23 protein-coding genes and 4 pseudogenes are annotated in these 24,581 nt (G+C 69.6%); 15 read left to right on the top strand and 12 right to left on the bottom strand.

Annotated features, from left to right (window positions below; genetic code table 11):
• Window positions 1-438 precede the first annotated feature (438 nt).
• The gene (locus tag ACZ6D7_RS43980; protein ID WP_469503698.1) at window positions 439-1,398 is read left to right on the top strand and encodes an AraC-like ligand-binding domain-containing protein; all 960 of its coding nucleotides are present in this window, start codon (window positions 439-441) and stop codon (window positions 1,396-1,398) included.
• Window positions 1,399-1,890: 492 nt separating this feature from the next.
• On the opposite strand, the gene ACZ6D7_RS43975 is transcribed toward ACZ6D7_RS43980, so the two are convergent.
• Window positions 1,891-2,007: a transposase family protein gene (locus tag ACZ6D7_RS43975; RefSeq protein ID WP_469503695.1), complete on the bottom strand. Its 117-nt coding sequence runs from the start codon at window positions 2,005-2,007 to the stop codon at window positions 1,891-1,893.
• Between the two features lie 313 nt (window positions 2,008-2,320).
• Window positions 2,321-3,289 carry an AraC-like ligand-binding domain-containing protein gene (locus ACZ6D7_RS43970; protein ID WP_469503692.1) on the bottom strand — a complete coding sequence of 323 codons (969 nt, stop codon included), beginning with the start codon at window positions 3,287-3,289 and terminating at the stop codon, window positions 2,321-2,323.
• 331 nt (window positions 3,290-3,620) lie between these two features.
• Here ACZ6D7_RS43970 and ACZ6D7_RS43965 point away from each other — a divergent pair, with 331 nt between their 5' ends.
• From ACZ6D7_RS43965 to ACZ6D7_RS43955, 3 genes are all read left to right on the top strand, one after another.
• The gene (locus ACZ6D7_RS43965; protein ID WP_469503690.1) at window positions 3,621-4,055 is read left to right on the top strand and encodes a peptidoglycan-binding domain-containing protein; all 435 of its coding nucleotides are present in this window, start codon (window positions 3,621-3,623) and stop codon (window positions 4,053-4,055) included.
• Window positions 4,056-4,435: 380 nt separating this feature from the next.
• Entirely contained in the window at window positions 4,436-4,711 is a 276-nt protein-coding gene (locus ACZ6D7_RS43960) for a peptidoglycan-binding domain-containing protein (protein ID WP_469503687.1), read from the top strand.
• Window positions 4,712-4,953: 242 nt separating this feature from the next.
• On the top strand, window positions 4,954-5,433 hold the full coding sequence (locus tag ACZ6D7_RS43955) for a peptidoglycan-binding domain-containing protein (RefSeq protein WP_469503685.1): 480 nt from the start codon (window positions 4,954-4,956) through the stop codon (window positions 5,431-5,433).
• 155 nt (window positions 5,434-5,588) lie between these two features.
• Here ACZ6D7_RS43955 and ACZ6D7_RS43950 read toward each other — a convergent pair whose 3' ends face one another.
• The gene (locus ACZ6D7_RS43950; RefSeq protein ID WP_469503749.1) at window positions 5,589-6,083 is read right to left on the bottom strand and encodes an inositol monophosphatase family protein; all 495 of its coding nucleotides are present in this window, start codon (window positions 6,081-6,083) and stop codon (window positions 5,589-5,591) included.
• A 212-nt stretch (window positions 6,084-6,295) separates the two neighbouring features.
• On the opposite strand from ACZ6D7_RS43950, the gene ACZ6D7_RS43945 reads away from it, so the two are divergent.
• The 4 genes and pseudogenes from ACZ6D7_RS43945 to ACZ6D7_RS43930 all read left to right on the top strand — a co-directional run bounded on the left by ACZ6D7_RS43945 (window position 6,296) and on the right by ACZ6D7_RS43930 (window position 10,181).
• Window positions 6,296-7,420 carry an ISAs1 family transposase gene (locus ACZ6D7_RS43945; RefSeq protein ID WP_469503682.1) on the top strand — a complete coding sequence of 375 codons (1,125 nt, stop codon included), beginning with the start codon at window positions 6,296-6,298 and terminating at the stop codon, window positions 7,418-7,420.
• 127 nt (window positions 7,421-7,547) lie between these two features.
• Window positions 7,548-8,072, top strand: coding sequence for a hypothetical protein (locus ACZ6D7_RS43940; RefSeq protein WP_469503680.1), 525 nt, complete (start codon window positions 7,548-7,550; stop codon window positions 8,070-8,072).
• A gap of 227 nt (window positions 8,073-8,299) precedes the next feature.
• Window positions 8,300-8,632: pseudogene (locus tag ACZ6D7_RS43935) on the top strand (CTP synthase); the annotation flags it as partial.
• Window position 8,633: 1 nt separating this feature from the next.
• Window positions 8,634-10,181: a hypothetical protein gene (locus ACZ6D7_RS43930; protein ID WP_469503678.1), complete on the top strand. Its 1,548-nt coding sequence runs from the start codon at window positions 8,634-8,636 to the stop codon at window positions 10,179-10,181.
• 1 nt (window position 10,182) lies between these two features.
• Here ACZ6D7_RS43930 and ACZ6D7_RS43925 read toward each other — a convergent pair whose 3' ends face one another.
• Entirely contained in the window at window positions 10,183-10,551 is a 369-nt protein-coding gene (locus ACZ6D7_RS43925) for a hypothetical protein (protein WP_469503754.1), read from the bottom strand.
• 590 nt (window positions 10,552-11,141) lie between these two features.
• Between ACZ6D7_RS43925 and ACZ6D7_RS43920 the strand changes: the two genes are divergently transcribed.
• The 4 genes from ACZ6D7_RS43920 (at window position 11,142) to ACZ6D7_RS43905 (ending at window position 16,096) form a co-directional block, all read left to right on the top strand.
• The gene (locus ACZ6D7_RS43920; RefSeq protein ID WP_469503675.1) at window positions 11,142-13,934 is read left to right on the top strand and encodes a helix-turn-helix transcriptional regulator; all 2,793 of its coding nucleotides are present in this window, start codon (window positions 11,142-11,144) and stop codon (window positions 13,932-13,934) included.
• A gap of 147 nt (window positions 13,935-14,081) precedes the next feature.
• Complete coding sequence (locus ACZ6D7_RS43915) at window positions 14,082-15,017, top strand: alpha/beta hydrolase (protein ID WP_469503672.1); 936 nt, start codon at window positions 14,082-14,084, stop codon at window positions 15,015-15,017.
• 394 nt (window positions 15,018-15,411) lie between these two features.
• Window positions 15,412-15,549 (top strand): hypothetical protein, encoded by a 138-nt coding sequence (locus ACZ6D7_RS43910; protein WP_469503670.1) that lies wholly within the window; start codon window positions 15,412-15,414, stop codon window positions 15,547-15,549.
• Between the two features lie 145 nt (window positions 15,550-15,694).
• A complete protein-coding gene (locus tag ACZ6D7_RS43905) occupies window positions 15,695-16,096 on the top strand; it encodes an SsgA family sporulation/cell division regulator (RefSeq protein WP_469503667.1) in 402 nt (133 codons plus the stop codon).
• An 11-nt stretch (window positions 16,097-16,107) separates the two neighbouring features.
• Here ACZ6D7_RS43905 and ACZ6D7_RS43900 read toward each other — a convergent pair whose 3' ends face one another.
• The 8 genes and pseudogenes from ACZ6D7_RS43900 to ACZ6D7_RS43865 form a co-directional block, all read right to left on the bottom strand.
• Window positions 16,108-16,485, bottom strand: coding sequence for an MFS transporter (locus ACZ6D7_RS43900; protein WP_469503664.1), 378 nt, complete (start codon window positions 16,483-16,485; stop codon window positions 16,108-16,110).
• An 84-nt stretch (window positions 16,486-16,569) separates the two neighbouring features.
• A pseudogene (locus ACZ6D7_RS43895) lies at window positions 16,570-16,883 on the bottom strand (MFS transporter); the annotation flags it as partial.
• A 207-nt stretch (window positions 16,884-17,090) separates the two neighbouring features.
• Window positions 17,091-17,827, bottom strand: a pseudogene (locus ACZ6D7_RS43890) (YoaK family protein).
• Window positions 17,808-18,332 (bottom strand): annotated as a pseudogene (locus ACZ6D7_RS43885) (DoxX family protein). The pseudogenes ACZ6D7_RS43890 and ACZ6D7_RS43885 overlap by 20 nt, the downstream one beginning before the upstream one ends.
• A gap of 38 nt (window positions 18,333-18,370) precedes the next feature.
• Window positions 18,371-19,033 (bottom strand): hydrolase, encoded by a 663-nt coding sequence (locus ACZ6D7_RS43880; RefSeq protein ID WP_469503661.1) that lies wholly within the window; start codon window positions 19,031-19,033, stop codon window positions 18,371-18,373.
• A 130-nt stretch (window positions 19,034-19,163) separates the two neighbouring features.
• Window positions 19,164-21,041 carry an amidohydrolase gene (locus ACZ6D7_RS43875; RefSeq protein WP_469503659.1) on the bottom strand — a complete coding sequence of 626 codons (1,878 nt, stop codon included), beginning with the start codon at window positions 21,039-21,041 and terminating at the stop codon, window positions 19,164-19,166.
• A 568-nt stretch (window positions 21,042-21,609) separates the two neighbouring features.
• Window positions 21,610-22,737: a low temperature requirement protein A gene (locus ACZ6D7_RS43870; protein WP_469503656.1), complete on the bottom strand. Its 1,128-nt coding sequence runs from the start codon at window positions 22,735-22,737 to the stop codon at window positions 21,610-21,612.
• Window positions 22,738-22,787: 50 nt separating this feature from the next.
• Entirely contained in the window at window positions 22,788-23,087 is a 300-nt protein-coding gene (locus ACZ6D7_RS43865; protein ID WP_469503654.1) for a hypothetical protein, read from the bottom strand.
• A 237-nt stretch (window positions 23,088-23,324) separates the two neighbouring features.
• Between ACZ6D7_RS43865 and ACZ6D7_RS43860 the strand changes: the two genes are divergently transcribed.
• The 3 genes from ACZ6D7_RS43860 to ACZ6D7_RS43850 all read left to right on the top strand — a co-directional run.
• Window positions 23,325-23,903, top strand: a complete 579-nt coding sequence (locus ACZ6D7_RS43860; protein ID WP_469503651.1) for a Dps family protein — start codon at window positions 23,325-23,327, stop codon at window positions 23,901-23,903.
• A 51-nt stretch (window positions 23,904-23,954) separates the two neighbouring features.
• The gene (locus ACZ6D7_RS43855; RefSeq protein WP_469503648.1) at window positions 23,955-24,200 is read left to right on the top strand and encodes a hypothetical protein; all 246 of its coding nucleotides are present in this window, start codon (window positions 23,955-23,957) and stop codon (window positions 24,198-24,200) included.
• A 208-nt stretch (window positions 24,201-24,408) separates the two neighbouring features.
• On the top strand, window positions 24,409-24,581 hold a 173-nt coding region (locus ACZ6D7_RS43850; RefSeq protein WP_469503747.1), incomplete at its 3' end, for an LLM class flavin-dependent oxidoreductase.

Raw genomic sequence — 24,581 nt, 5'->3', positions numbered from 1 at the left:
CGACACCCGGTCCGGCGTGGCCTGCGGCGCTTCCGCCGCGGGCCACGGAAGAGAAAACGGAGGACCGCACAGAGCGTAAGTCACATGACGGATGGCACCGGCGGCCGGGGATCCGAGAGTGGATGCAGGAGACAGTCGCATTCTTTCGGAGGGCTCGTGAGCCTCAGTCCCAGCACACCTCGTCATCCCCGGTCGTCCGACGACGTCCTCGTCACACGCTCGTTCTCAGCACGTCCCCGCCAGCCCTGAGCCGACCCGGCTCCCGTGCCTGAGTGCGTGGGGCCCGTGCCCGTGTGAACCGGCTTCGCCCCGGCCACCGCCGATGTCCCCCAGGCCTTCCCCGCCTGCTCGCCTTGGGCGTCCCCCTGGCCGGCGCAGGTTCTTCCGCTCCGACGCGACGCTCTCAAAGAAGCGTCCGCATGACCGTAACGAGGAGTCATGATGTCCGTCGTACTCTCCACGCTGCCGTTCTCGCCCCCCGAACGGGCGGACTACTGGCACAGCCTGGTCTCCAACACGTTCATACCGTTGGACGTGAGGCTTCTCGAGCGTGAACCTTCGGTGGGGACGATCAGCAGCGATCGGCTCGGCCCGTTGAAGATCACCGTGGTCGAGGCTGGCCCCCAGACGGTTTCGCGCCATAGACGCTTGATCGCCCAGGGCGGAGAGGAGTACATGACCATCTGCTTGCAGCAACGAGGTACGGCGAGGCTCTCCCAGGACGGACGCGAGGCTCTGGTCGAGCCCGGGGCTTTCACCTGCTGTGACACGGGACGGCCCTTCAGGAGAGAGCATCCGGACGACTTTCGCTTCACATGGTTCGGTGTGCCGAAGACGGAGCTCGGCATGTCGGACACCGATCTACGGGCGATCACCGGGACTCTGTTCAGCAGTCATTCAGGTACGTCCGGACTCGTTGCCGGATATCTGACACGTCTGGCCGACCAGGCGGCCGGATTTGACCCGTACACGGGGCGGCAACTCGCGATGACCGCCGTGGATCTGCTGGCGGTGCTGTTGCGCGAACGCCAGGGTCGGCTGGACCCTCATGCGTCGGAAACGGCCCGGGGCATGGTGGCACGCGTCAAGGAGTACATTCTTCGGCACCTGGCCGAACCCGATCTCTCACCGGAGAGGATCGCGGCCGCGCACCACATATCGGTCCGGTATCTGCACAAACTCTTCGAGCCGGAAGGGATCACGGTAGGCCGTTGGATCCACCGCGAGCGCCTGGAGAGGTGCCGACGTGATCTGTCACAGCCTTCGTGGACGGCACCGACCGTGTCGGCAGTGGCGCAGCGCTGGGGTTTTGTGAGCGCGTCCCACTTCAGCCGGGCCTTTCGCACCGCCTATGGCGTGTCACCCCGGGAATGGCAGGCGAGCACTCGACACACGTGAGCAGTGGCCTGCGCTCCCACTCCAGCGCGCCACGCAGCACACTCGTGGCCAGCATGATGGCGGCCTGTGCCCCGCAGTGGAACGGAGGGTGTTGAGCATGACGAAGTCATGGATGGCGCCCCTGGACGCGGACGGCCGTGACGGGAACGCCTGCGGCCCGCAGCTTGGCCGTCAGGGCGGCGGTCATGTCAGGGGTCGTCCCGGAACAGTGAGGGAGTGCCGCCGCCGCGTTCCCGCAGCCCGGAACAGCCTGAGATTACGACCGCCCCGACCACCCGGCTTTCCCTCCTGCGCCCAGGTGTTGACTCGACAGCGCACTGCCGATCATGACCACGAAGCGGATCGATTCCACGGTGCAGCTCGCGCTGGAGATTCGTGAGGCCGGACCGCGCTCCGCGTGATTCGGGCAGACCTTCGCGCGTACGGCTCTCCCGCGTGATACTGGTGGACTCGCCTATTCAACTGTCGCGTGTTGGCCCAGGGCGACGTCGTTCAGTGGATCTGTCGGGGTTGATCACGTGAGCCGGCCAGCACCGCGCAGGCGGCGAGCGCGAGGACGAAGGCGAGGGGATGGCGGCGGCCCTTGGCCCGGCGCGGATCGGCAACCACGGCGAGACAGTCCAGCAGAACCGGGTGTTCCCCAGTCTTGGGAGGCCGGACAGCAGCGAGCTGGCCCAGGCCGGCAGGGATGGGTGAAGATGAGCGGGCAGGCACGGTCTTCCATTTGTGGTGATCAGGGACTCGACACCTCATGATCACCCGGGAGACGGCCTGCATTGATTCTGTCCCCGTCGATGAACTCCGCACCCACGTCAGTCACCTGAACCCGCATCAAGCCGGGCAGGTCCTCTGAACGACATTGCTCTGGCCCCAGACCGAGTGTCCAAGGTCGGTCACGCGAAACGTGGCCGCGCGGGGACCATCACGCGGAGGAGCGGGGGTGGTTCTGGTCGCGCCAGGCCCGAGGTGAGATCCCGTATGCCTGTTTGAACATCTTGCTGAAGTGGGTCGCGTCCACGAAGCCCCACCTTCGTCCTATTGCTGCGATGGTCCGCAGTCGGCCGTTCGGGCCGGCCAGCTCTCGCCTGCATTCGGCCAGGCGATGTGTACGGATCCAGTCTCCGAGGCTGATGCCCGAGCGGGACAGCACCGCGTAGAGATGCCGTACGGAGATGCCGTGTGCGGCGGCGATCCGTGCCGCCGACAGATCGGGATCAGCCAGGTGCGCCCGGAGATATTGAGTGATCCGCAGGCTGAGTGTCGCCTCCAACGGTGCTCTGGCCAGGCTGGAGTTGCCGTGCTGGGACGCCAGGGCGGCGCGGAGCAGTTCGATGCTGGGTTGCACGACGGCGTCGGCGTGCACGCCCTGGTGCAACTCGTCGGTGACGGCCAGTTGGGAGAAGTATGGGAAGGCGAGGCGCGCAACGGGGTTGTCGGATCCCAGGGGGACCGCGGTGATGTCCCGGAGCAACCGGTCGGGGAGCGCGAGTGCCGCGCGGGGGAAACGGATGAAGCGGTAGTCGACTCCCTCGTCGAAGAGATGTGTGTAGGGAGCGATCGATTCGTAGACGGCGAATTCCCCCGGCCTCAGCAGGCACTCGCGACCGTTTTGCACCACCACGCTGCTGCCCGTCATCTGCACACCGAGAGTGACGGCCGGCTCCTCGTCCTTCCGGGCGAGCCGCTCCGTCCGGCGGAGGGTGACCGCGGTCGCCCGCGCCGAACAGATCCTGATGGGCCCGACGGTGCCGAGCCCTATGCGAACGGAGATGTCCTCAGCCGCAGGACGGTGGTCGATATCGACTGCCACCATGGATTTCCACACCGCGTTGCGGACCACTTCCTCGCGGTCCCGCGGCGGTATGAACGCGGTGTCCAGGACCGGGCTCATGAGGCAGACCTTCGTCTGCGTCGGTCGCAGAGCCGGCCTGGCAGTACCTCGGCCCGTTCCCCCACAAGTCCCCCTCGACACGGACGGTTCAGACATCAGTTTGGCCGGATTCGATCTCGCCGCGCAACGGCTTCGGCAGACGCACACAGGACCCTCACCTGATGCGGCGTCACCTTGAGGCGGTGCACTACTGACAAAGTTCCCTGCACGGATGACAAAGTCCGAAACCCACGATGACCCTAAGGTCCATGGGCTAGGCCACAGAAACGTAGCTGTCCAGCAGGCGTCGACGCGCATAGATCAAACTCCATACTGAAAGGAAGCAATAGGCATGCGCAGAACAGGTAAAAGCAAGGCACTTCTCGCGACAGGGACCATGATGGCGGCCCTACTGGGAGGAGTGATCACCGCTGCCCCAGCCCACGCAGCAGACGGGGTGTGCACCGGATCCGCCACCGTCCAGAACGGGTCGACCGGCCTGCACTTCGTGTACCCGATCAACGTTGCGAACAACACGATTTACTGCTACCTGCAGTACGGGCACACCGGTGCCGGGGTCAGAGCCCTGCAGAAGAACATGAACAGCTGCTACGGCAAGAGGCTCGAACTTGACGGCATCTTCGGGCCGGCCACCAGAGAGGCTCTCCGAGACGTTCAGAGCAGGATCGGCGCGGCGGTTGACGGCGTCTACGGCCGCGAGACCCTGGGCAAGATGAAGTGGGCCCGCTACAGCAACGAAACCGGCGCGCGGTACGACTGCGTCTGAGGACCTGCGCAGGGCCCTCGATGGTGTCCCGCCACGTGGTGTAGCCGATCAAGCAAGCGGAACACCCAGGTCGCGGCCCTGATCGCCTTTGCCGGTGGCCCTGTCGGGGGTCACGGAGCCGGGAGCGGCGATGACTGCCGGGCGCTCCATGGCGGGACATGCCCGCTGGGCCCGGACCGGAGGAGACGGGGCATGATCGGCTACACCACGACAGGGGACGTGACCTTCTGGCGACCGGCGCCCTTACCGCCGGTCTCCTCGGCGGCGCTGTTGCCGTCGCTCCATCGGCGGCAGGGTGGACATACGTCGGGCACTGCTCGGGCAACTCACCCATCTCCTACACGGCCCGCTCCTCGCAGCAGATCAAGGTCCCGCACACGATGTACCAGAGGCTCAAGAATGTGCGCTGCTGGATGGACTACGGCAGCACCGGAGACGGTGTCAGGATCCTTCAGCTCGCCCTCAAGTCGTGCTACGGGCGCTCCATCACGGTCGACGGCCAGTTCGGCCCGGACACACGAGACGCCCTCAAGTACGCCCAGAGTCAGGAGAGGATCACTGTTGACGGGCTGTACGGCGAGGAGGGGTTCTACAACCTGAAGTGGCCGCGGTACACGCAGGCCGGGGCGCGCAACGGCTGTGCCAGTCACAGCTAGCTCCGGCCCTTCCTGACGGAGGTCGACAGAGTCGGCAGCCGGTCCTCGCGCCGTCGGGCCGGACGCGCGAGCGCGGCCCCGCACTGTGGCGTGCCCTCGCCGACGGAGGCTGGGGCACGTCCGTCTTCCGGCCGACGAGGCAGCTCGCCGTGGCCTTGCCGCCGGTCGACGTTGTCAGAGTGCGTGCGGTGACCCACCGGGCGCAGTAAGTGAGTTCATCCACCGAAGGGAACACTATGCAGATGCGCAATCGCCGTCGCCTCGCGGCATTGGCCACCACAGGAGCCACCCTCACTGCCATGCTCGGGGCAGCGGCTGTCGCGGCTCCCGCGGCGTCGGCTCACGGCTCCTACCGGCACTGCACGACCTCGAAGTCGCTGTTCGCGGCCAACAACTCGGACTACCGGGTGGCGATTCCCTTCGGGTACAACGAGAGCACCCTCACCGCCACGTGCTACCTCACGAACGGCGACTCGGGCGCCGGCGTAAAGGTTCTACAGAGGGCCCTGAACAAGTGCTACTCGGCGGGTCTGACGGTCGACGGCGCCTTCGGCGACCTGACGGAGGCCGCGCTGCGAAGAGCTCAGAGCGCGTCCGGCGCGACCGTCGACGGCGAATACGGCCCCAACACACTGGAGCACATCGGATGGCCGACCTACCGCCAGAGCACGGGGCAGTTCGTGAACTGCTACAAGTGGGCCAACATCCAGATGGTGCTCTGACCCCGCCCTCCTGACCACCGCATGAGCGCGGGCCTTCCCTCGCGACAGAGGGCAGGCCCGCGCGCGTCACCGGAGCGCCCTCCCAGTCCTCCGCAACCTGCTCGCTGAGCTTTCCTGGCTCAAGCCCTCACCCCGGCCCGCCCCCGCGCCGCCTCCTACTGCCCGAGCAGCTGACGCGCGACGCCTTCCCGCCCCGCCACCAGCACCGGCGACCCCCAGGTGAAGGCCTCACCGCCGTGCCCCAGCACGGCACCACCCCTGGCCCGTACGGGCGCGATGCCCGCCGCCACGTCCCACGCCTTCGGGTTCAGGCAGACGCACGCGTCCAGCCAGCCCTCCGCGACGCCGACTAGGTCGAGGCTCATCGCGCCATGCATCCGGACGCGGTACGCCTCCCCGTACAGGAGACGGAGGAACTCACCGGCCGCGGGCGACCGCCCGTTGCCACCGGTCCCGGTGATCCCGACAACGGCACGTGCCAACTCGCCCGCACTCGACGGAAGTCCATCGCCGGTCGTCGTCTCAGCGGTGCCGTCCGTACTCCACTGCCGCCCGAGCGAGGGAGCCGAGACCACGCCGATGACCGGCTCGCTCTCCTTCACCAGCGCCAGCGAGACGGCGTAGACCTGTCCGGCTTGATGCGGGTTCAGGTGACTGACGTGGGTGCGGAGTTCATCGACGGGGACAGAATCGATGCAGGCACGTCTCCCGGGTGATCACGAGGTGTCGAGTCCCTGATCACCACAAATGGAAGACCGTGCCTGCCCGCTCATCTTCACCCATCCCTGCCAGCCTGGGCCAGCTCGCTGCTGTCCGGCCTCCCAAGACTGGGGAACACCCGGTTCTGCTGGACTGTCTCGCCGTGGTTGCCGATCCGCGCCGGGCCAAGGGCCGCCGCCATCCCATCGCCTTCGTCCTCGCGCTCGCCGCCTGCGCGGTACTGGCCGGCGCGAAGTCCCTTGCCGCGATTGCGGAGTGGGCCGCTGACGCACCACCCGCCGTCCTCACCGCTCTCGGCGGCCCCGGTCGTGAACCGTCCGGACCCACCGCTCCGGCCGAGGCGACCATGCGCCGGGTCCTGCAGCGCGTCGACGGGGACGCCCTCGATGCCGCAATCGGTACCTGGCTCGCCGCGCGTGATCCCGACCGACCACTCCCCGGCAAGGACACAGCCGAGCGGCTCCGTCGCTCACTCGCTGTGGACGGCAAGACCGTGCGCGGAGCCCGTCGGGCCGACGGCACCCAGGTCCACCTGCTCGCCGCGATGACCGATGCCGGCCTGGTCACCGCCCAGCGCGAGGTAGACGGCAAGACCAACGAGATCGCCGTCTTCCGACCGATGCTCGCCGAGCTCGAACTGACCGACACGGTGGTCACCTTCGACGCCCTGCACTCCCAGTTCGCCCACGCCCGCTTCCTGGTGGAGAAGAAGAAGGCCCACTACATCGCGGTGATCAAGGCGAACCAGCCGCTGCCGCACCAGCACCTGAAGAACCTGCCCTGGCGGGACGTGCCGCTGCTGGACAAGACCCGCGCCACCGCGCACGGCCGCGACGAGATCCGCCGGGTCAAAACCTGCACGGTCACCCGTGGCCTCGCCTTCCCGCACGCCATGCAGGCCGTGCAGATCGTGCGGCGCCGCCGAATCGTCACCACCGGCAAGGTCACCCTGGAACGCGTCTATGCGGTCACCGACCTGACGGCCAGCCAGGCCGAAGCGCCGGAAGTCGCGCACCGCGTCCGCGCACACTGGGGCATCGAGAACAAATCCACCATGTACGCGACACTTCCTGGAGTGAGGACGCCTCACGCGTGCGTACCGGCAACGCACCCCGGGCCATGGCCAGCCTGCGCAACCTCGCCCTCGGAGCCCTCCGCCTCACTGGACGCACCAACATCGCCGCGGGACTTCGCCACCACGCGCGCGACGCCACCCGCGCCCTGGTCACACTCGGCATCACGTGATCAACCCCGACAGATCCACTGAACGACGTCGCCCTGCTTCCGATGCGGAGGGCCGAATAGGTGAAGCGCGTCGTAGTTCGCGTGCCTTCCGGTCGTTCATCGCCAGCAGTCTCGAGATCCTGTCCGCAGCGATTCCGCGATGTTCCCGCATGCCTGAGCGAAACGAGGCCGCCTTGAATCTCCCCAAGACGCTCGCCACGATCAGTTGCGCCGCCCTGGCTTCGGTCATCTTCGGCGCCGGCGGTGCCCACGCGGAAGGAGACGGCGGGCTACTCTCCCTTCTCGGCAACCCGTCGATTGTGCTTGCTTGCTTCCCCGCGGGGCAGGTCGGTCAGGGCAACACCTTCACCGGCACCCAGAACATCTCCTGCAGCCAGTCCGCCTCCGCTACGTCGACGACCCCGCCAGCCGTGAACGGTTTCACGGACCACGAAGTGGTGTCGAGTCCGTTCAGTGTTCCCGGGGGAGGACAGTCCCTCACTTTCTCTCAGGCGTGCCCAGACGGTAAGACCGCCATCAGTGGGGGGCACCGGATCGACGACTTCGGCATGGGGATCGCCGAGACATCGGCTCCCACAGCCGGCAACACCGGGTGGGAGTGGCGCATTAGGAACAACGACGATGAGACGATCAGCGGGACCGCGTACGTGACTTGTGCTGTGGTCACCAGCTGACGGAGGAACGAGAGGACGGCAGCCCGTACTGCTCTGTGGCGCAAAATCTCCTCCGGTTCCGGTTGCACTCGCTTCGTGTTCCTGAACCGTGAGGCTGGCTGGTCGCTTTGGATCACTGAGCTCTTTCAGCGCTGCCGCTCCAGAGTGAGCACGGCCGCGCAGATTGACGACATTCGCTTCGGACTGCACCGGAACCTGCGGAAGATCCGCCAGGACTTCAGTCGTGCGAGCCGGGCTCGCTCGCGCACGCCGTGATCGGCGCGGAGCGGACCGTCGAGCGCTACTTCCGCGCGTACGGCCCGTCCCGGCGCCTGGACACCCTGACCGCGCACGGCCTGCGCCTCTCCGGCCGCGACGAGGAGGGCGGAGTGCGCATGGCCGAACTCCCCGGCCACCCCTTCTTCCTGGCCTCCCTCTTCCAGCCGGAACTCTCCGGCGACGGCTCACGCCCGCACCCGATGGTCACGGCGTGGGCCCGAGCCGCCGTCGAACACGCACGTCAGCCGCCTGAGCCGAGGGGTCCGGGGGGGGTTGTCAGTGGGGGCTGTTACGTTCTGTGACGTGACCGAGCACGCTCTGCGCATCCTGCGCCAAGACCCGCCCCTGGCCGAACTGGCCGCGTCCCCCTTCGACTTCGACGTGAGCCGCGCCGCCCGCGGCCATGTCGAGCCGGTCCGCCTCGCCTCCGGCGGACCGCTGGAGGCCGTCGCGGGCACCGGCGCGGGCGGTACGTACTTCGTGTGCGCGGACGGCTCGATGCTGTACGCCGACTCGGAGGGCGGGGCCGGGATCATCGGCTCGAGTGTCGACGAGGCGCTGGAGACGGTGATCGGTCTGCCCGGCTGGTTGGACTTCGTGGATCTCTCGCCGGCCGACGGGGAGCAGGCGATTCTCGCCCGGTTCGCGGAGCAGGAGGCGGAACTCCGCGAGTACCACGACCTCGACGAGGCCCGGGCCGAACTCCGCGCCACCCTGGGCCTTACCGAGCGCTCCCCGGTGGAGCTGGTCACCCGGCTGCACGCCGCGCTCCTGCGCACCGAGCCCGACTTCCTGCTGCTCACCGAGGAGGAGGGCTTCGCCTACCGGCTGCTGGACGAGCACCCGCGTCCGCCGCTGTGGGAGCCGGTGCTCGCCCGAGGACGCGAGGATCTCGCCCGGTTGCGGGCGGATGACCGCGCGGCCTGGGATGCGGTGGCCGACGACCCCGTACGGCGCCGGCTCGCCCTGCGGGCCGTGCAGTTCGACCGTGCCGACGGGGACCTGGAGCTGCTGAGGCATCTGCTGCGGCGGGAGAGGGAGTCGTCGATGACGGACGAACTCCGGCTCGCCGCCGTCCTCGTGGGGCGGCACGGGGACGTCACCGATCTCGCGCTACTGGAGGAGGTCCGGAAGACGGACTTCGACACCCATTGCGGCCTCAGCGAGATGCCCGGACCGGGCGCCGGCGCCGCCGAGCTGGTGAGCTGGGCCGAGGAGCTGGACGACGCGATGTTCTGCACGGATCCGGCGGACGAGCCGCTCGCCACCTGGACCGAACTCGCCCTGGACCAGGGGATGACCGAACTGGCCCGGGTGGCGCTGATCCGCGCGCTCGACGAGATCTTCCTGGACCAGAGCACGCTGCGGCGCCCCGGTGATCCGTCGCAGCTGGAGACGTCACAGCTCAGCTGGCTCGCCCGCGAGCTGGAGCGGGCGGGCGACCTTCCCCAGGCCCTGCGGGCCCAGCGCCTGTGTGCCGCCCTCCAGGAAACGGCGTGGGACCGCGTCTCGGAGCGGCGGGACCAGGCGCGACTGGAGCGCCTGTGCGGGCAACTCCCGCGAGCGATCAGCACGTTGGCCGCGATACGCGGGCTCCTGGCCGACCCGGGCGACGACTCCCTGCGGCACTGGACCCGTGTGAACTTCGGCCGTTTCATCGCCGAGGAGCACTACGCCCTGGCCCGGGCCCTCGCCGACGCGAGCCACACCGACGCGGGCCTCGCCGAGGAGGCCCGCGCCCTGCTCACCGCCGCCGACGCGATACTCGGCGAGCTCTCGGAGTTCCCCGCGAAGTGGGTCCGGGAGCTCGCCGAGGAGACCGCCGAGCGAGTGCGGGACGTCAGCCCCTGAGTCAGCGGCCGACCGGGATCGCGGGCGCCCGGTCCGGCAGGAACCCGTGGGCTCGGCGGGCCAGGTGGTCGGCCTTGTAGCGGTCGACCTCCCGGTGCTGCCTCGTCCCGCAGCAAGAGCATCGGTAGGACATCATGAAGCCCGCACAGTCGGCGCAGATTCGTGTGCTGTCCCCGGACCGCAGGCCGGGAAGCGCGCGCTCGTCGCCGCAGCTGGGGCATGTGCCGCGGGCAAGGAGGGCCTTGTCGTGGCAGGTGCGGCAGACGTGGCCATCGGGCCAGCGGGCGGCGAACCAGGCGTGCCGCCGACAGCGGGCGCAGGTCCTCTTGTGCCAGCGCTCGCACTCTTCCGGGGTGTAGGTGGGGCTCATGCGTCGGGCAGAATTCGGGACGGCCGGGGTCGCAGTCTCGCGACCGTCGACGGCGGGGCCGGAACGTCACCAGTCGCGGTCTTGCGGACCCCAGCGTTCTCGGCAGTTGTCGCGACCAAGTCGGCCGGTGTGCAGGCGTGACAAGGACTCCCCACTACCCCTCGCCAAACGCTACGGTCACAAGGCGCTCTGACTCCCGATGTCGCTGATCAGCGGCCTCAGTCTCACGCCGCCCGGCCGCGATGCGCATACCGTCGCCAGTTCGCATCCAATGCAATTGGCGGCGCTTGTAGTTGAGGTAGAGGAAATCCCGGTGAGATTGATCTTGCTGGGGGGTGCACCTGCTTCGCGCGGCCACGCGGTGAGGTCCAGCTGGGCGCCGCCGTGCTCCGCCGCCAGTCCGTCGTGATCTCCTTTGCCCCTGATTGCCCAATGGGCCGGGTACGATGCGGCGCATGGCATGATTGGTGCCGTCGGCCGCACGCGTTGCGGCGGGCAGGGTGGTGTGCACGTGGCAAGGGAGAACATCGTGGCCGAACCCAAGGATGTTCCCCGGATAGCCTGCCCGGGCGCCGTGACCGAGGCCCGCCATGGAGAGTAGCCACGGCACCCTGCGCCCATCCGAACCCGGTGGGCCCCTGGTGGGTCGGGAGGCGGAGGTCGCCCGCCTCCTGGAGATCGTCGAGGGCCGCGGCGAACCGCGGATGCTGATCCTTCTCGGCGAGGCCGGCAAGGGCAAGTCGCGGCTGCTGGCGTTCGCCGGCGACCATGCGCGGGACAGCGGAACGCTCGTCCTGGCGTCCCAGGGCATCGAGACCGAGTCGCAGCAGTCCTTTGCCGCCCTGCACCAGTTGCTCCTGCCCGTGCTGTCCGACGCTGCCGCGCTGGCCGACCATCTGCGCAAGGCGCTCGAGACGGCGTTCGGTATCGCTCCCGCCGCGGGACCGCCCGAGCCCATGCTGCTGCGTGTGGCCGTCCTGACGCTGCTCAGCGAGGTCTCGGACCGGCAGCGCGTCCTGCTGGCCCTCGATGACGTCCAGCACTTCGACCGGGACTCCCTCGACCTGCTCGGTTTCGTGATACGCCGCATCACGGCACAGGACGTATCCGTGCTGCTGACCGCACGCGGGCAGACGGCCCCCGCCGGGGTTCCGGCAGACCTGCCCACCGTTGTGTTGGGGCCGCTGACCGAACAGGCCGCGGCCGAACTCGTGGACGCCCAGCCGCACGCACCCACCGGCCGGACACGGAGCGAACTGCTGCGGCAGGCCGGCGGAAACCCGCTGGCCATCATCGAACTGAGCCGCGTGGCCGGAACGAGCGGCACGGGCATGCTGCCCGGTGGCGGACTGCCGCAGACGGAGCGCATCCAGGAGCTGTACGCCGCGCGGCTGCGCGGTCTGCCGGAGGTGACGCAGCGGCTGCTCCTGTACGCCGCGGCTTCGCAGCACGAGGACCTCGCCACGATCATGGCGGCCGCGGGCGTCGGCCCGGATCTCTCTGCATGGGCCCCGGCCGAGGAGGCCGGCCTCGTGGCCATCCTCGACGGGCAGGTGCTCTTCCGGCATCCGCTGGCACGCACGGGCTGCTACCACGCGGCGCCGGCCTACCTCCGGCATCAGGCACACCGGGATCTGGCGACCGCCCTCACGGACGACCCGGCCCGCCGCGCCTGGCACCTGGCCGCCGCATGCGTCGGCCACGACGAGTCGGTGGCGGCGGCCCTTGAGGACACCGCCGAACTCGCCGAGCGGCGCGGCGGCTTCTACGCGGCGGCCCAGGCGCTGCAGCGGTCCGCCGAGTGCAGCCCCGCGACCGCCGACCGGGCGCGCCGGTACGTGAAGGCGCTGCATGCCGCCGTCAACGCCGCCGACCCCTCGTGGGTCAGCGAGCTGTACGACAAGGTCACCGCGCTGACGGAGGACCGGGACGTGCTGGGCATGGCGGCCTGTGGCGCGGGCATGGCCCTGTCGCTGTTCGGTTATCAGCGCCAGGCGTTCCGGGTGCTGATGGCTGCGCTGGAGCCGGATCCCCCCAAGTCCGGCATGACCGTGTTCGCCGTGGCCAGCGTGCTCGGGGCAGTCGCCTACCAGTCGGGACTGGCCGAGGTCGGGCGCCCGGCCGCCGGCGTGCTGGACGAGGCCGGGGCCATGCGCCGCGACACGCCCTACTCCGAACTGGCGACGAGTGACAGCTGGGCCGCCGTGCGGGCCGTGACCTTGGCCGCGGCCGACCCGACCGACGCCACCGAGTTGTTGCGGGGTGTCCGTCGGCGGGCGGGCGCGCCGGAGTCGGCGACCAGTGTCGCGGAGATGACCCGCGCCCTCGGGATCGGCGGGGTGGCCTGGTATGCCGACGAGTCCGACCTGTGTGTCGAAACGTTCCGCCAGGTGTACGCCCTGCTCAGCGCATACGGTGCCATGGGCCCTGGCGTGCCCACGCTCACGGCGATGGCCGGGGCGCTGATCGACACCGGCCGGTGGGCTGAGGCCGACGAGCATCTGGAGAGGACCGCGGCGCTGGCGGCGGTGCACAAGCTGAGGCATGTGCAGATCGACGTCGAAGCGCTGCGGGCGACCCTGCGGGCCCTGCGCGGCGGGACCGCCGGCATGACGGCGGACCCGGCCTGGACGGCGGTCGGCCTGGAGGAGAACCGCGCCACCCACGCACGCATCCTCCGGGCCGCCGGTACCGCCGCCGGGGCGGCCGGTGACTTCGACGGCGCGTTCCGGCAGTTCCGGTCCCTGTTCGAGGAGGACGGCACGCCTGTGCACTACTTCCTGTCACCGCGGTCGGTCGCCGACCTCGCCGTGGCCGCCCAGCGGACAGGCCGGCAGGAGGAGGCGGCGCACGTCCTCGGGGTGGTACGCGCCGCAATGGGGCCGCGCCCGACGACCCGGATGACGCTGCTGATGCACCACGCCGCCGCGCTGGCCGGCGATCCGAAGGTCGCCGAACACCACTTCCGGCTCGCCACGGTGAACCCGGTGGGCGATCAGTGGCCGCTGGCCCGGGCGCAGGCGAGGTTCCACTACGCGCAGTGGCTACGCAGACGGCGGCGCCCCCTGGAGGCCCGCCCGCTCCTGGCCACCGCGCTCGAGTCGTTCACCCGGCTCGGCGCGTCCGCCCTGGCCGAGCAAGCCCGCGCCGAGCTGCGGGCGAGTGGCGTGGCCATCGCCCCCGCCCAGGCCGACCCGCTGGCGGAACTGACCGCCCAGCAGCGCCAGATCGTACGGATGGCGGCACGAGGGCTGCGCAACCGGGAGATCGCGGAGCAGCTGATGCTCTCCCCGCGCACGGTCAGCACGCACCTCTACAACGTGTATCCCAAGCTGGGTGTCAGCAACCGCAACCAGCTCCGCGATCTGTTCGACGACCTGTGAGCCCCAAGGCGAGTCACCGGAGGCGATACGGTGGCCGTTCGGCGGACGATCGCTCGCGACGATGGAAGGAACGTGAGTCGTTTGAACTCCGAGCCCGTGAGGAGGCGAGACGAGCCGGAATGCCCTGCCGTCGTCCTCGATCCCCTCGTGCAACGGCTCGTGGATGCCTCCGCCGCACCGCCCTACCTGCACCAGCTGGGTCCGGCCGACGGACGCGAGGCACTGCTGGAGCTCCAAGGCCGTACGCTCGACGACCTGGGCCTGGACGCCGAGTTCCTGGTCGCACCGGTGGGCCCCTGCGGGCTCGTCGGCTTCTGGTTGTTCCGGCCGACGGGGCCGGCGCCGACGGGTCCCCTTCCCGTGGTCGTGTACCTGCACGGCGGCCGGTGGATGCTGGGCGACGCCCGGACACACGCACGCATGATCGGCGAGCTGACGGCCGCGAGCGCCGCCGCCTTCGTGGTGCCCGAGTACAGCCGCACCCCGGAGGCCCGCTACCCGGTCGCGCTGGAGGAGTCGTACGCGGTCCTGACCTCGGTGGTCGAGCAGGCCGACGCCCTGGGGCTGGACGGTCGCAGGCTGGCGCTGGCCGGCGACTGCGTCGGCGCGACCATGGCCACGGCGCTCACCATGATGGTCAAGCAGCGGGGAGGCCCGCGTATCCGCGCCCAGCTGCTGTACTACCCGATGACCGACCCACACGCCGCCACCCCGTCGCGGGACCGGTTCGCCTCCGGCTACCTCCTGACGCGTGAGGCTTTGGACTGGTACTGGCGCGAGTACACCGACGACGCCCGCGAACTCGCCGAGCCCACGGCCGCGCCGCTGCGGGCGACCCCGGCGGACCTCGCGGGACTGCCCCCTGCCCTGATCGTGACGGCGGAGGCGGACGTCGTACGGGACGAGGGCGAGCAGTACGCCCGCCTGCTGCGGCAGGCCGGCGTCCCGGTGACCGCCGTCCGCTACCTGGGGACGGTCCACGACTTCGCGTCCCTGAATCCGCTGCGGGACAGCCCGCCGACGCGGACGGCGATCAGACAGGGCGGCCACTTCCTCAGGGATGCTCTCGCCGACCGTCGCTGAGGCCGGGCTCGACGCGACGGCGGAGACGGACCGTCAACATACTGATGGTTCCGAAGCCGGCCGCTTGCGAGGGTGAGGGGCGTAAGGCCGCCTCCGGCGGCACGTCCTGCACGGTACGAGGGTCGCCGAACTCCTCTACGCCGGAGCCCTGGCAGCCCCCGGTGCCCTTCCACCCAAGCCGGACACACGCGCCTGGCAGGCTCGTCGGGGCGGGAGGAGGGCGGATCCCATGACGCCGGACGCTCTGCTCCAGACGCGGGTACTGGCGCGAAGCCTTGTCCCGGACCTTCGGCGCCGTGAACATGACCGTTCCCGACGAGGTGTACTCCGGCCCGATCCGTACAACGTCGTTCGGCCGGCTCCAGGCCGTCACCCGCCACACACCAGGGAGCCGATGGTCCATAACGTCGTGGACATGCTCGGCGTACCGACCGGCGAGTTGCTCGGCCGGGCGAGCGAGGACACGCCCGGCGGGAACCGGGCGCTGCTGATGCACAAACTGTTCGAGAGCGCGGGACTCATCGATACCTGAATCCGGTGCTTCGTTCTTTCTCGGGCTAGATTCCATGCATTCCTCGGCAAGGTGCACCCGACGCGGAATTTTACGGTTATTCGCAGTGAATCCGCCCATGCAGCCATTGTTGGGGAATGAAATGATGCGTCCTCTTCCCTCGGTCATGTGCTTGGTGACAGTGCACGTCAGCGTCCCGGACGAGCTGCCGGTCCCGCTACCCGCGGAGCTGCACTACGACATGGCCGACCCCTACGCCGTCCGACTTTCCATCGGTGCGCCCACGGCCGGACCCGTTCACTGGGTGTTCGCCCGCTCGCTGCTCACGGAGGGCATGCGCCGGTCCGCGGGTACCGGGGACGTACTGGTGATTCCCCGGCACCGTTGCCATCCGGACTCCGTGCGCATCGTCCTGAGGTCCGCCGCCGGCCACGCACTGGTCGACGTCGCGGCGTCAGCGGTCGACGCGTTCCTGCGGCGGACGGTCTCGCTCGTTCCTCCAGGGACGGAGACCCTTCACATCGACATGGACCGTGCCCTCGCCGAGCTCACGGGCAGGCGGGACTGAGCCGGGCGCCCCTACGTGCTCATCGCGTCGGGGGACTCCTCCGTCTCGGGCACCACGGGACCCGCGGCGGCGTCGAAGGCACGGGTCACCTCCGGTGCGGTGCCCTTCACGAGCAGGCTGCGGGCCCGTTCCTCGTGACGGCGGTCGGTGGCAGTAAGCCGGCTGTGGTGCTGGGCGAGATGCTCCGACCGCGAGGCGACCAGGTAGTTCTCGATGAACCGCTCCGGATCCTTGCCGTCCTGGTAGAGCCCCCATGTGAGGGCTCCCGTGCGCCGGCGTGAACGGGCCACATGGTCCATGCAGTCGGTGAAGGCGGCCCTGTTCCCGGGGTCGACCCGGTAGACGACGGAGACCAGAACGGGGCCGTCGGCCGGTCCGGGCTCGAACACCAGCGGCGGAACGGGCCAGATCCCAACAGGAAGGTGAGGCCGAGCAACGACTGGGGAGTGAGCGTGTCCGCGAACGCCAGCACGGTCAGCACGGTGGAGACGGCGAGCATGGCGAACTGCGCGGCCAGCAGCACCCTCCGGCGGTCGTAACGGTCGGCCAGCACGCCCGAGGGCAGGGCCAGCAGCACGACGGGGAGACCGGAGGCGGTCTGAACGAGCGTCACCAGGGCCGCATCGTGCCCGATCAGCAGCCACTGGGCGCCCACGGTCTGCATCCAGCTGCCGATGTTGGAGACCAGTTGCGCGATCCACAGCGCGCGGAAGACTCGCGCCGCGAGCGGTGCCCAGGCCGAATCCGGCGCCGGGCGGCGTTCTTTGGGTGGCGGTGTGGTGCTCATGCTGGTCCATTCCGGAGGGAGGACGCGGACACCTCGCATCCGGCGGTGTCTCAGGTGCCTTGCGGGCAGCGGCCGCCGGGCGTTTGCAGTGCGGGACGAGGCCTGTGCCGATGCACACGCCGCCACTCGGCCGCAGTGCGCGGCCTCCCGGACGACGGAAGGCGTCGGCCCCTCACCCGTGATCCGGATGAGGAGCCGGCGCCACGATCACGACTGCGGCCTGGTCCAGGCTTCGTCGGTGGCCGAGAGGCGATGGGTGGCCATGGAGGCCACCGCTAGCAGCAGCAGCGCCAGGCCCAGGGTGAGGGCGAGGTCGGTGTGCAGCAGGAGCGCGGCACCCGCGAGGGCGCCGAGGAACATGGCCAGGACGGACAGGATCCGCCTGCCTGGCCGGGTTGCCGCCCCGCCGGCCGGGGTGGAGTCCGCGGCCAGTCCGGTCAGGGTGAGGGTCAGCACGGTCGTGGTCAGGTCGGGGACACCGAGGCGGCGGGCGACAGCGTTCTGCAGTCCCATGGCGAGGCCGAGCAGCACGATCAGGGTGTACTGGACCGCGGTGGTCACCTTGTCGTGCGAGGCCGCTGCCGTGATGACGGCCGCGGCGACGAGCACGGCCTGCAGTGCCGTGGTGATCGTCAGCAGCCGCCCGCGGTGCGCCGCGAACCGGGTGCCGAACCGGCCTCCGCCAGCGCGCCTGCGAGGAACGCGGTCATCGAGACGATGGAGGCGAGCGCGGACAGGCCCTTGGCTCCCGCCAGGGCGAACCCCAGGAAGACCACGTTGCCGGTCATGTTGGCGACGAAGACGTGCCCGAGCGACAGATAGCTCACGGCGTCGACCAGACCGGTGACCACGGTCAGCGTCAGCATGAGCGGTGGCAACGGGCCGTGCCGGTCTCCCCTGGACGGGGCCAGCGTGCGGGCCGCGTCAGTCAGCAGCTTGGACATGCGGAGTTCTCCGGCCGGGAGCGGGCGGGCGGCGCAGTACCACTCGGGTGAGCAGCCCGCTGGCCGGGCCGAGCACGACGGCCGCGACGGAGACCCACAGCGGCCAGGGGGTCAGCCCGAGGACGTGGTCGGCCGATCAGCGGCCGGGGCCGGTCAGCGCCAGCACCGCGGAGACGACGACGAGGACCAGCGGGTACTCGTATCCGTCGTTCTGCACCCAGAGCCCGTTGTGCCATTTGACGGTGCCGGCGACCGTCATCACGCCCATGGCGGCCATCGCCGCCGCGGGTGTGAGCAGTCCGGCCGTCAGGAACAGGCCGGCGCCGATCTGGCTGGCGCCCGCGACGAGGGCCGTGAGCCGGCCGCCGCGGAAGCCGTCGTGCCGGAACTCCTCGGTTCCGCCCGCCAAGCCATTGCCGCCCAGCCGGAAACTGACCTTCTGCACTCCGTGCCCGGCGACGAGAAGGCCCGCCACCAGCCGGAGAACCAACAGTCCGGTGTCCATCCTGTTCCTGACGTTCCGTCGATGACCGTTTGAAGAGGTCAGCCGGCCGCGTGGGCGCCGATGACGGCCTGCGCGTAGACGACGCCGAGGCCGTAGGTACCGCCGTTCTCCTTCACCACATCCATCACGGCGCCGTACGTCTCCGTACGCGCCCAGTCACGCTGGAGTTCCAGCAGTACCTGCACCCAGGTCACCGGAACCGCTCCGGCCTGGATCATTCGCTGGATGGCGTGTTCGTGGGCCTGCGGGGTGACGCCACCGGACGCGTCGGTGACCACGTAGACCTCGTAACCCTGCGCGAGGGCGGAGAGCACGGGCAGGACGATGCAGACCTCCGTCCACAGGCCGGCGATGACGAGCTTCTTGCGGCCGGTGGCCTTGACCGCCTCGACGAAGGCGAGGTCCTCCCAGGCGTTCATCGTGGTGCGGTCGATGATCTTCTGGTCCGGGAAGACATCGGCGAGCTGCGGCAGGATCGGGCCGGAGAACGACTCGGCGGCGACGGTGCTCAGCACGACCGGCACGTCGAACGCCTTGGCCGACTTCGCCAGGCCCACCGTGGAGTTGATGATCGCGGTGCGGTCGCCGCTGCCGGTGCCGAAGAACATCTGCGGCTGGTGATCCACGAACAGCACCGCGCAGTTGTCGGGGGTCAGCAGGTCGGGGCTGGGGGACGCGGTGACCTCGGAGATGTTGACCATGACAGGGCCTTTCCATGAGGGTGGTGATCGCGGACGGACGTCCGCTGAGGAGAGCAACCGGCCGGTGGACGGCGCGAGTTGGGGTGGTGTCCCGGAAGGGGCGGCTCGTGGCCGGACCCCTCCCGGGAGGTCAGAGGGAGAAGCAGGGGTCGAAGAACGTGCTCGCGGACTCGGGGGTGAGGTCGCGTCGGGCGCGCCACTGTCGGTGCTGCTCCGACTCCGCGACGGCCTGGCCGAGCAACTCGGCCTGGCGGGCGCCCGACAGGCCCGTACCGGCGGTTGCCTGGTAGCCGCCGAAGTGCGCCACTGGGCTCCACTGCGGGCTGACCGGCGGCAGTTCCTCGTCGAGGCCCTCATAGTCGGCGGCGGCGTAGACGATCCGGCCGCCGACGACCGTCAGCAGGGACTCGATGTGCGCGATGTCCGGCTCGGGCACGGTGAAGTAGTCCTCGGACAGGACCGCGAGGTCGCCGAGGAAGCCTGGACGCAGCACTCCCTTGATGCCCTCCTCGCCGGTCAGCGAGGCACCCGCCTTGGTGAACATCTCCAGTGCCGTCCGCCGGTCGACCCGGTTGTGCGGCGGGCGGACGACCAGGTCACCGACGCTACGGCCGGTGACCAGCCAGTGCAGGGCGACCCACGGGTTGTAGCTGGAGACCCGGGTGGCATCGGTGCCGGCGCCGACGGTCAGACCGCGCTCCAGCATGGCCCGGATCGGAGGGGCGTCCGCGGCGGCACCGGGGCCGTAGCGTCGCACGAACGCCTCGCCCTGGAAGGACAGCCGGTTCTGCACGGACATCGCACCACCGAGGACGGCTATGCGGTCGAGGCTGTCGGCGGAGACGGTCTCCGCATGGTCGAACAGCCACCGGTTGCCCGCCGGGAAGAGCCCTTCCGCGGCGAGCTTCTCGAACACCCCCAGGTCCCGGCGGATGGTCTCGTCATAGGTGGCGTGAAGTCTGAATCCCCAGCCGTTCTCCATGAGGAGGCGTACGGCCTTCTCGAATTCCGCCTCGTAGTCGGCGAGTTCCGGGCGCGGCTCAGCAAAGTTCTCGAAATCCGCCGCCGCCCAAGTGAGGTTCTCGCCCGCACCGTTGAGACGCAGCCATTCGTCGCCGTCCTCGGGACGGGCCATTTCGATCCAGCGGGCGAGATCGTCGATTTCCTGGCCGGCGGTCTGCGGGAAGAGATGGTAGGCGATCCGCAGGGACAGTTGGCCGGCCTTCGCCAGTTCGACGACCGTGCTGTAGTTGTCGGGGAAGTTCTGGAATCCGCCCGCCGCGTCGATCGCCGACGTGAGCCCGAACCTGTTCAGTTCCCGCAGGAAATGACGGGTCGAGGTCTTCTTGTCCTCGCCCTCCAGTACCGGGGCCTTGGCCAGGGTTGAATAGAGGATCAGGGCGCTGGGGGCAGCCAGCAGCATGCCCGTGGGCTCACCGTCCCGGCCCCGTACGATCTGGCCGCCCTTGGGGTCGGGGGTGTCCCTGGTGAATCCGGCGGCCTTGAGCGCCGCCCGGTTGAGCACCGCCGCCTGGTACAGGTGCAGCACGAACACCGGGGTGTCCGGCGCGGCGGCGTTCAGCTCGGCGACGGTCGGCAGTCGCCGTTCGGCGAACTGTTCGGCCGACCATCCCCCTACCACCCGCACCCACTGGCCCTTGGGTGTGCGGGCGGCCTGCTCACGCAGCATCGCCAGGCCCTGGCGCAGTGTGGGAACGCCGTCCCAGCGCAGCTCCAGTACGTAGTTCAGCCCGCCGCGGATGACGTGCAGATGGGAGTCGTTGAGGCCGGGGACCATCCGCCGGCCGAGGGCGTCGACCACCTTCGTGGCCGGCCCGACATGAGGGGCCACGTCGTTGTCGTCGCCGACGACGGTGATGACACCGTCGCGGATGGCGATCGCCTCGGCCTGTGGGCGGACCGGGTCTCCCGTGTGGATCTTCGCGTTGCGGACGACGAGGTCCGCGGCGTTGTCGGTGGCGCTGGGAACCAGCCCTCCGACCGGCATCGTGGACACCTTTCGACAACCTCCTGCGGCGTGAACAACGTCGATTTCGATCTGAATCGACTTCTGTCTTCATCGACAGCAGCGGGCGGGAGAGAAGCGGGACACGCGTGAGTACTGCGCTCCCGCGATCAACCGAAATCAATTCCGGGCCGGCTTTCTGTGCGATGCACAGGCCCGGACCCCGGCGACCCGCGACTGCTTCGCCATCAGGCTATTTCGAGCCGAAGCATCCGTGTATCCAGGTGGTGCACTGGATACGTTCCGACAGTGCACCACCTGCCGTTCCTGTGCGTTGTGGGAGCAGCACCGCTGCACTGGTGGACAACTTCCGCCGTCTGCGCGGCGCAGCGCCCGCCGGCTGGAGCGGCGTTCACCGAGCCGGCCTCGGCGCCGCGTAGAAAACCAAGCCCTCCGGGGCACTCGTGGCCGATCTGCTTCGCGACGCGGTACGCGCGACGAACCGAGAAGGCGACGGGCGGCATGGCGGCCGCGCAGACGGACTCCCTACTACGGTCCGTCCGCGCGGCCCGTTCGTCCTGGCTCAGGGCGGGTCCCGCCGCGAGCTCTGTCACCGGCGCGGCACCGTGACCACGACGACCAGGACCGCCAGCATCACACCGGCGAGAAGCGCGGGTTCCGGGAACCAGGCGGCCAACAGGACACCGAGTGCGGCGAGGGGAAACGGTATCCGCTCGGTCATGCTCCTTTGGTGGGGCCGCAGGTGCACCGCCCAGACAGTGATCAGGAAGACGGCCGCTGGAACAGTGACCGCAGCGCCGGCAGCAGGCGGCGAGGTCCCGGTGTGACGCGTGACGTGATCGGCGTACGCGGCCAGGCCTGCGCCCTCGGCGGTCGCCGAGGCGAAGATCAGGTAGTGACCGTAGGCCCAGGGGAATCTCCTGCGGTGGGCCTGGTGCGTCGTGGCGAGCAGCGCATGCGCGGGGCGGGCGAAGTACAGCCACCACATGGCATAGGCCATGAGCAGGCCGCCGGCCGCCAGCCCGTACAGCGAACCGGTGCCGTGGTGCCGGTCGAAGGCGGTGCGGACGGCAACGGTGGCGGCCGCGACGGACTCGCCGAGCACGATCAGGGTGAACAGTTCGTAGCGCTCGGCGATATGGTGCGGATGCCAGGGCGTCATCCCGGCGGACTGCGCCCACACGGGGACGGAGACCTCGGCGACGATCATCACCACGATGCCCGGCAGCCGCACCGGCACGGGCACAAAGAGCAACGCCACCCAGCCGAGCTGGCACACCGTCACCCCGGCGGCAAAGCGCAGCGTGGTCCTCCGCCGGGTGGGGTCGGCCAGGGCGGCACGCAGCCAGAGTGCGGCCAACGCCGTACGCAGCACGACGTATCCGAGCGTGATGACGTGCAGATCCCCGTCCTCGAACGCGCGGCGCACGCCGGCGGCGAGGATGAGCGAGCCGGTGATCTGGGCGAGCACCGTCAGCCGGTACGGGACGTCGTCCGGGTCGTAGGCGGAGGCGAACCAGGTGAAGTTCATCCACGCCCACCAGATGGTGAAGAAGACCAGTGCGAAGCGCAGGACACCGGTGGCACAGTCCCCCTCCGTCAGCGCCCCGCGCAGGCTCGTGGACGCCTGCGCCACCGCGACGACGAAGCACAGGTCGAAGAAGAGCTCCAGCGAGGTCGCGGACCGGTGCGGCTCGTCGGGGTTGCGGCCCACCATGGTGCGCCACCGCCTGGCACCCGGGTCCGCCTGCATGATCGGCGCGCGGTTCAGCGGAGGGCTCCCGGAGCCGCCTCGACCGTCCGGTGGAAGGAGGGGTAGGTGAAGATCATGTGCCGGAGCCGGCTGACGGGTACCTCGGCGTGGACGGCCCCGTTCGGCCCGTAGAGCACCTCGCCTCCCGCCGGCCCCGCCGAGGTCGCGCCGATCAGCACGCCCCGGTCGGCGTCCTCGACGAGCTTGGCGACCCCCACCACATCGAGACCGGCCTCGGCCGGCGTGCCCGCGACGTACTCACCGCCCGGGCCCAGCCCGACGACCACCACGTCCGCCTGCTCGTTCGCGCTCATGTCTCTCCTCGTTCGCCGGCTCCCCGGGCGTGGGCCGGCCTGCCGAGGCTAGGTCTGCGGGGGCGACGGCCCGTGCCCGCAGGCGCACGGGAATGTGCCCGAGAGCGAACGCCGGGCACGGCCAAGGCCACAGTGCGCTGGCGGGCACCACCGCATGCGCTGCCGGGCAAACCGTCCCCCACCGGAGCACCTAGCGTCACCCGGGTACATACAGCACGACACCGCAGGAGGCGGACCATGACCACCAGTTCCCAGCCCGTGAGCGGCAGCCAGCCGTGGCTGCACCAGAAGGGCGAGGTGATCCAGGAGTTCGGGACCGTCAAACAGTTCCCGGTCGGCCTGTCCTACGAGGCGCGGATGTACTCCTGCCAGCGCTTGAACAAGGTCCTGGCGGACACGCAGATCCTCTACGGCCTCTACAAGAAGCACCACTGGCTGATGCGCGGCGCGACCTTCTACCAGCTGCACCTGGTCCTGGACAAGCATGCGGGCGAACAGCTCGAGATCGTCGACACCATCGCCGAACGAGTCCAGACCCTGGGCGGCGTCGCGGTGGGAGACCCCCGCCACGTCGCCGAGATCACGTCGATCCCGCGGCCTCCGGACGGCGTGGAGGAGGTGCCGGCGATGCTGTCACGGCTGCTGGAGGCGCACGAGACCATCCTCATCGAGGCCCACGACGCCGCCTCACGGACCGCCGAGCTGGGCGACGACGGCACCAACGACCTCTTGGTGTCCCAGGTGATCAGGACCGGCGAGCTGCAGGCGTGGTTCCTGGCCGAGCATCTGGTCGACACACCACTGGTCCGCGCCTGAGGAACGGCCTCGGTCTGCCGCCCCGACGTACGTGACCGGTACCTGCAAGGCATGAGCCGGCACCGGCACAACACCCCGCAGTCCGCATACGTCCGGTCCGCCGTGTCCAGCAGGGGCCACCAGGCCCTGGCCCCGCTGCGCACGGTGGACCTGGCCATGGTCGCGCTCGACCGCCGGCAACAGTACCTGTGTCGAGCTGACGGAGCGCCGCGCGAGCAGGGCGCGGACCGCCGCTGCCGTGAGGCCGGCGAACGGGCCGTCGACGAATCCACACCAGTTGCCATGACAGGGCCGTGACGTGCCGCGAGTGAGGCAACCCCCTCGGCGAGCACTGCCTTCTCCTGTCGCAACGCACGGCTTCTGATTCGGAACCTCCGCTCCGGTGGCCGGCGCAGCAGAGGAGAACGCTGTGGGACCACCTCCCGTGCACGCACAGGCATCCCGGCCATGCCGTGGACTCCTACCGTTCGAAAAACCACTCAATCACCTGATAGCAGGAGGAACCTTGCAGTTCGGGATCTTCAGCGTCGGCGACGTCACGCCGGACCCGACCACGGGCCGGACGCCGACGGAGCGTGAGCGCATCAAGGCCATGGTCGCCATCGCGCTCAAGGCCGAGGAGGTCGGCCTGGACGTCTTCGCGACCGGCGAGCACCACAACCCGCCGTTCGTGCCGTC

This window comes from Streptomyces sp. NPDC041784 (genome assembly GCF_055591025.1).
This window is presented reverse-complemented; position numbering and strand designations above follow the sequence as displayed.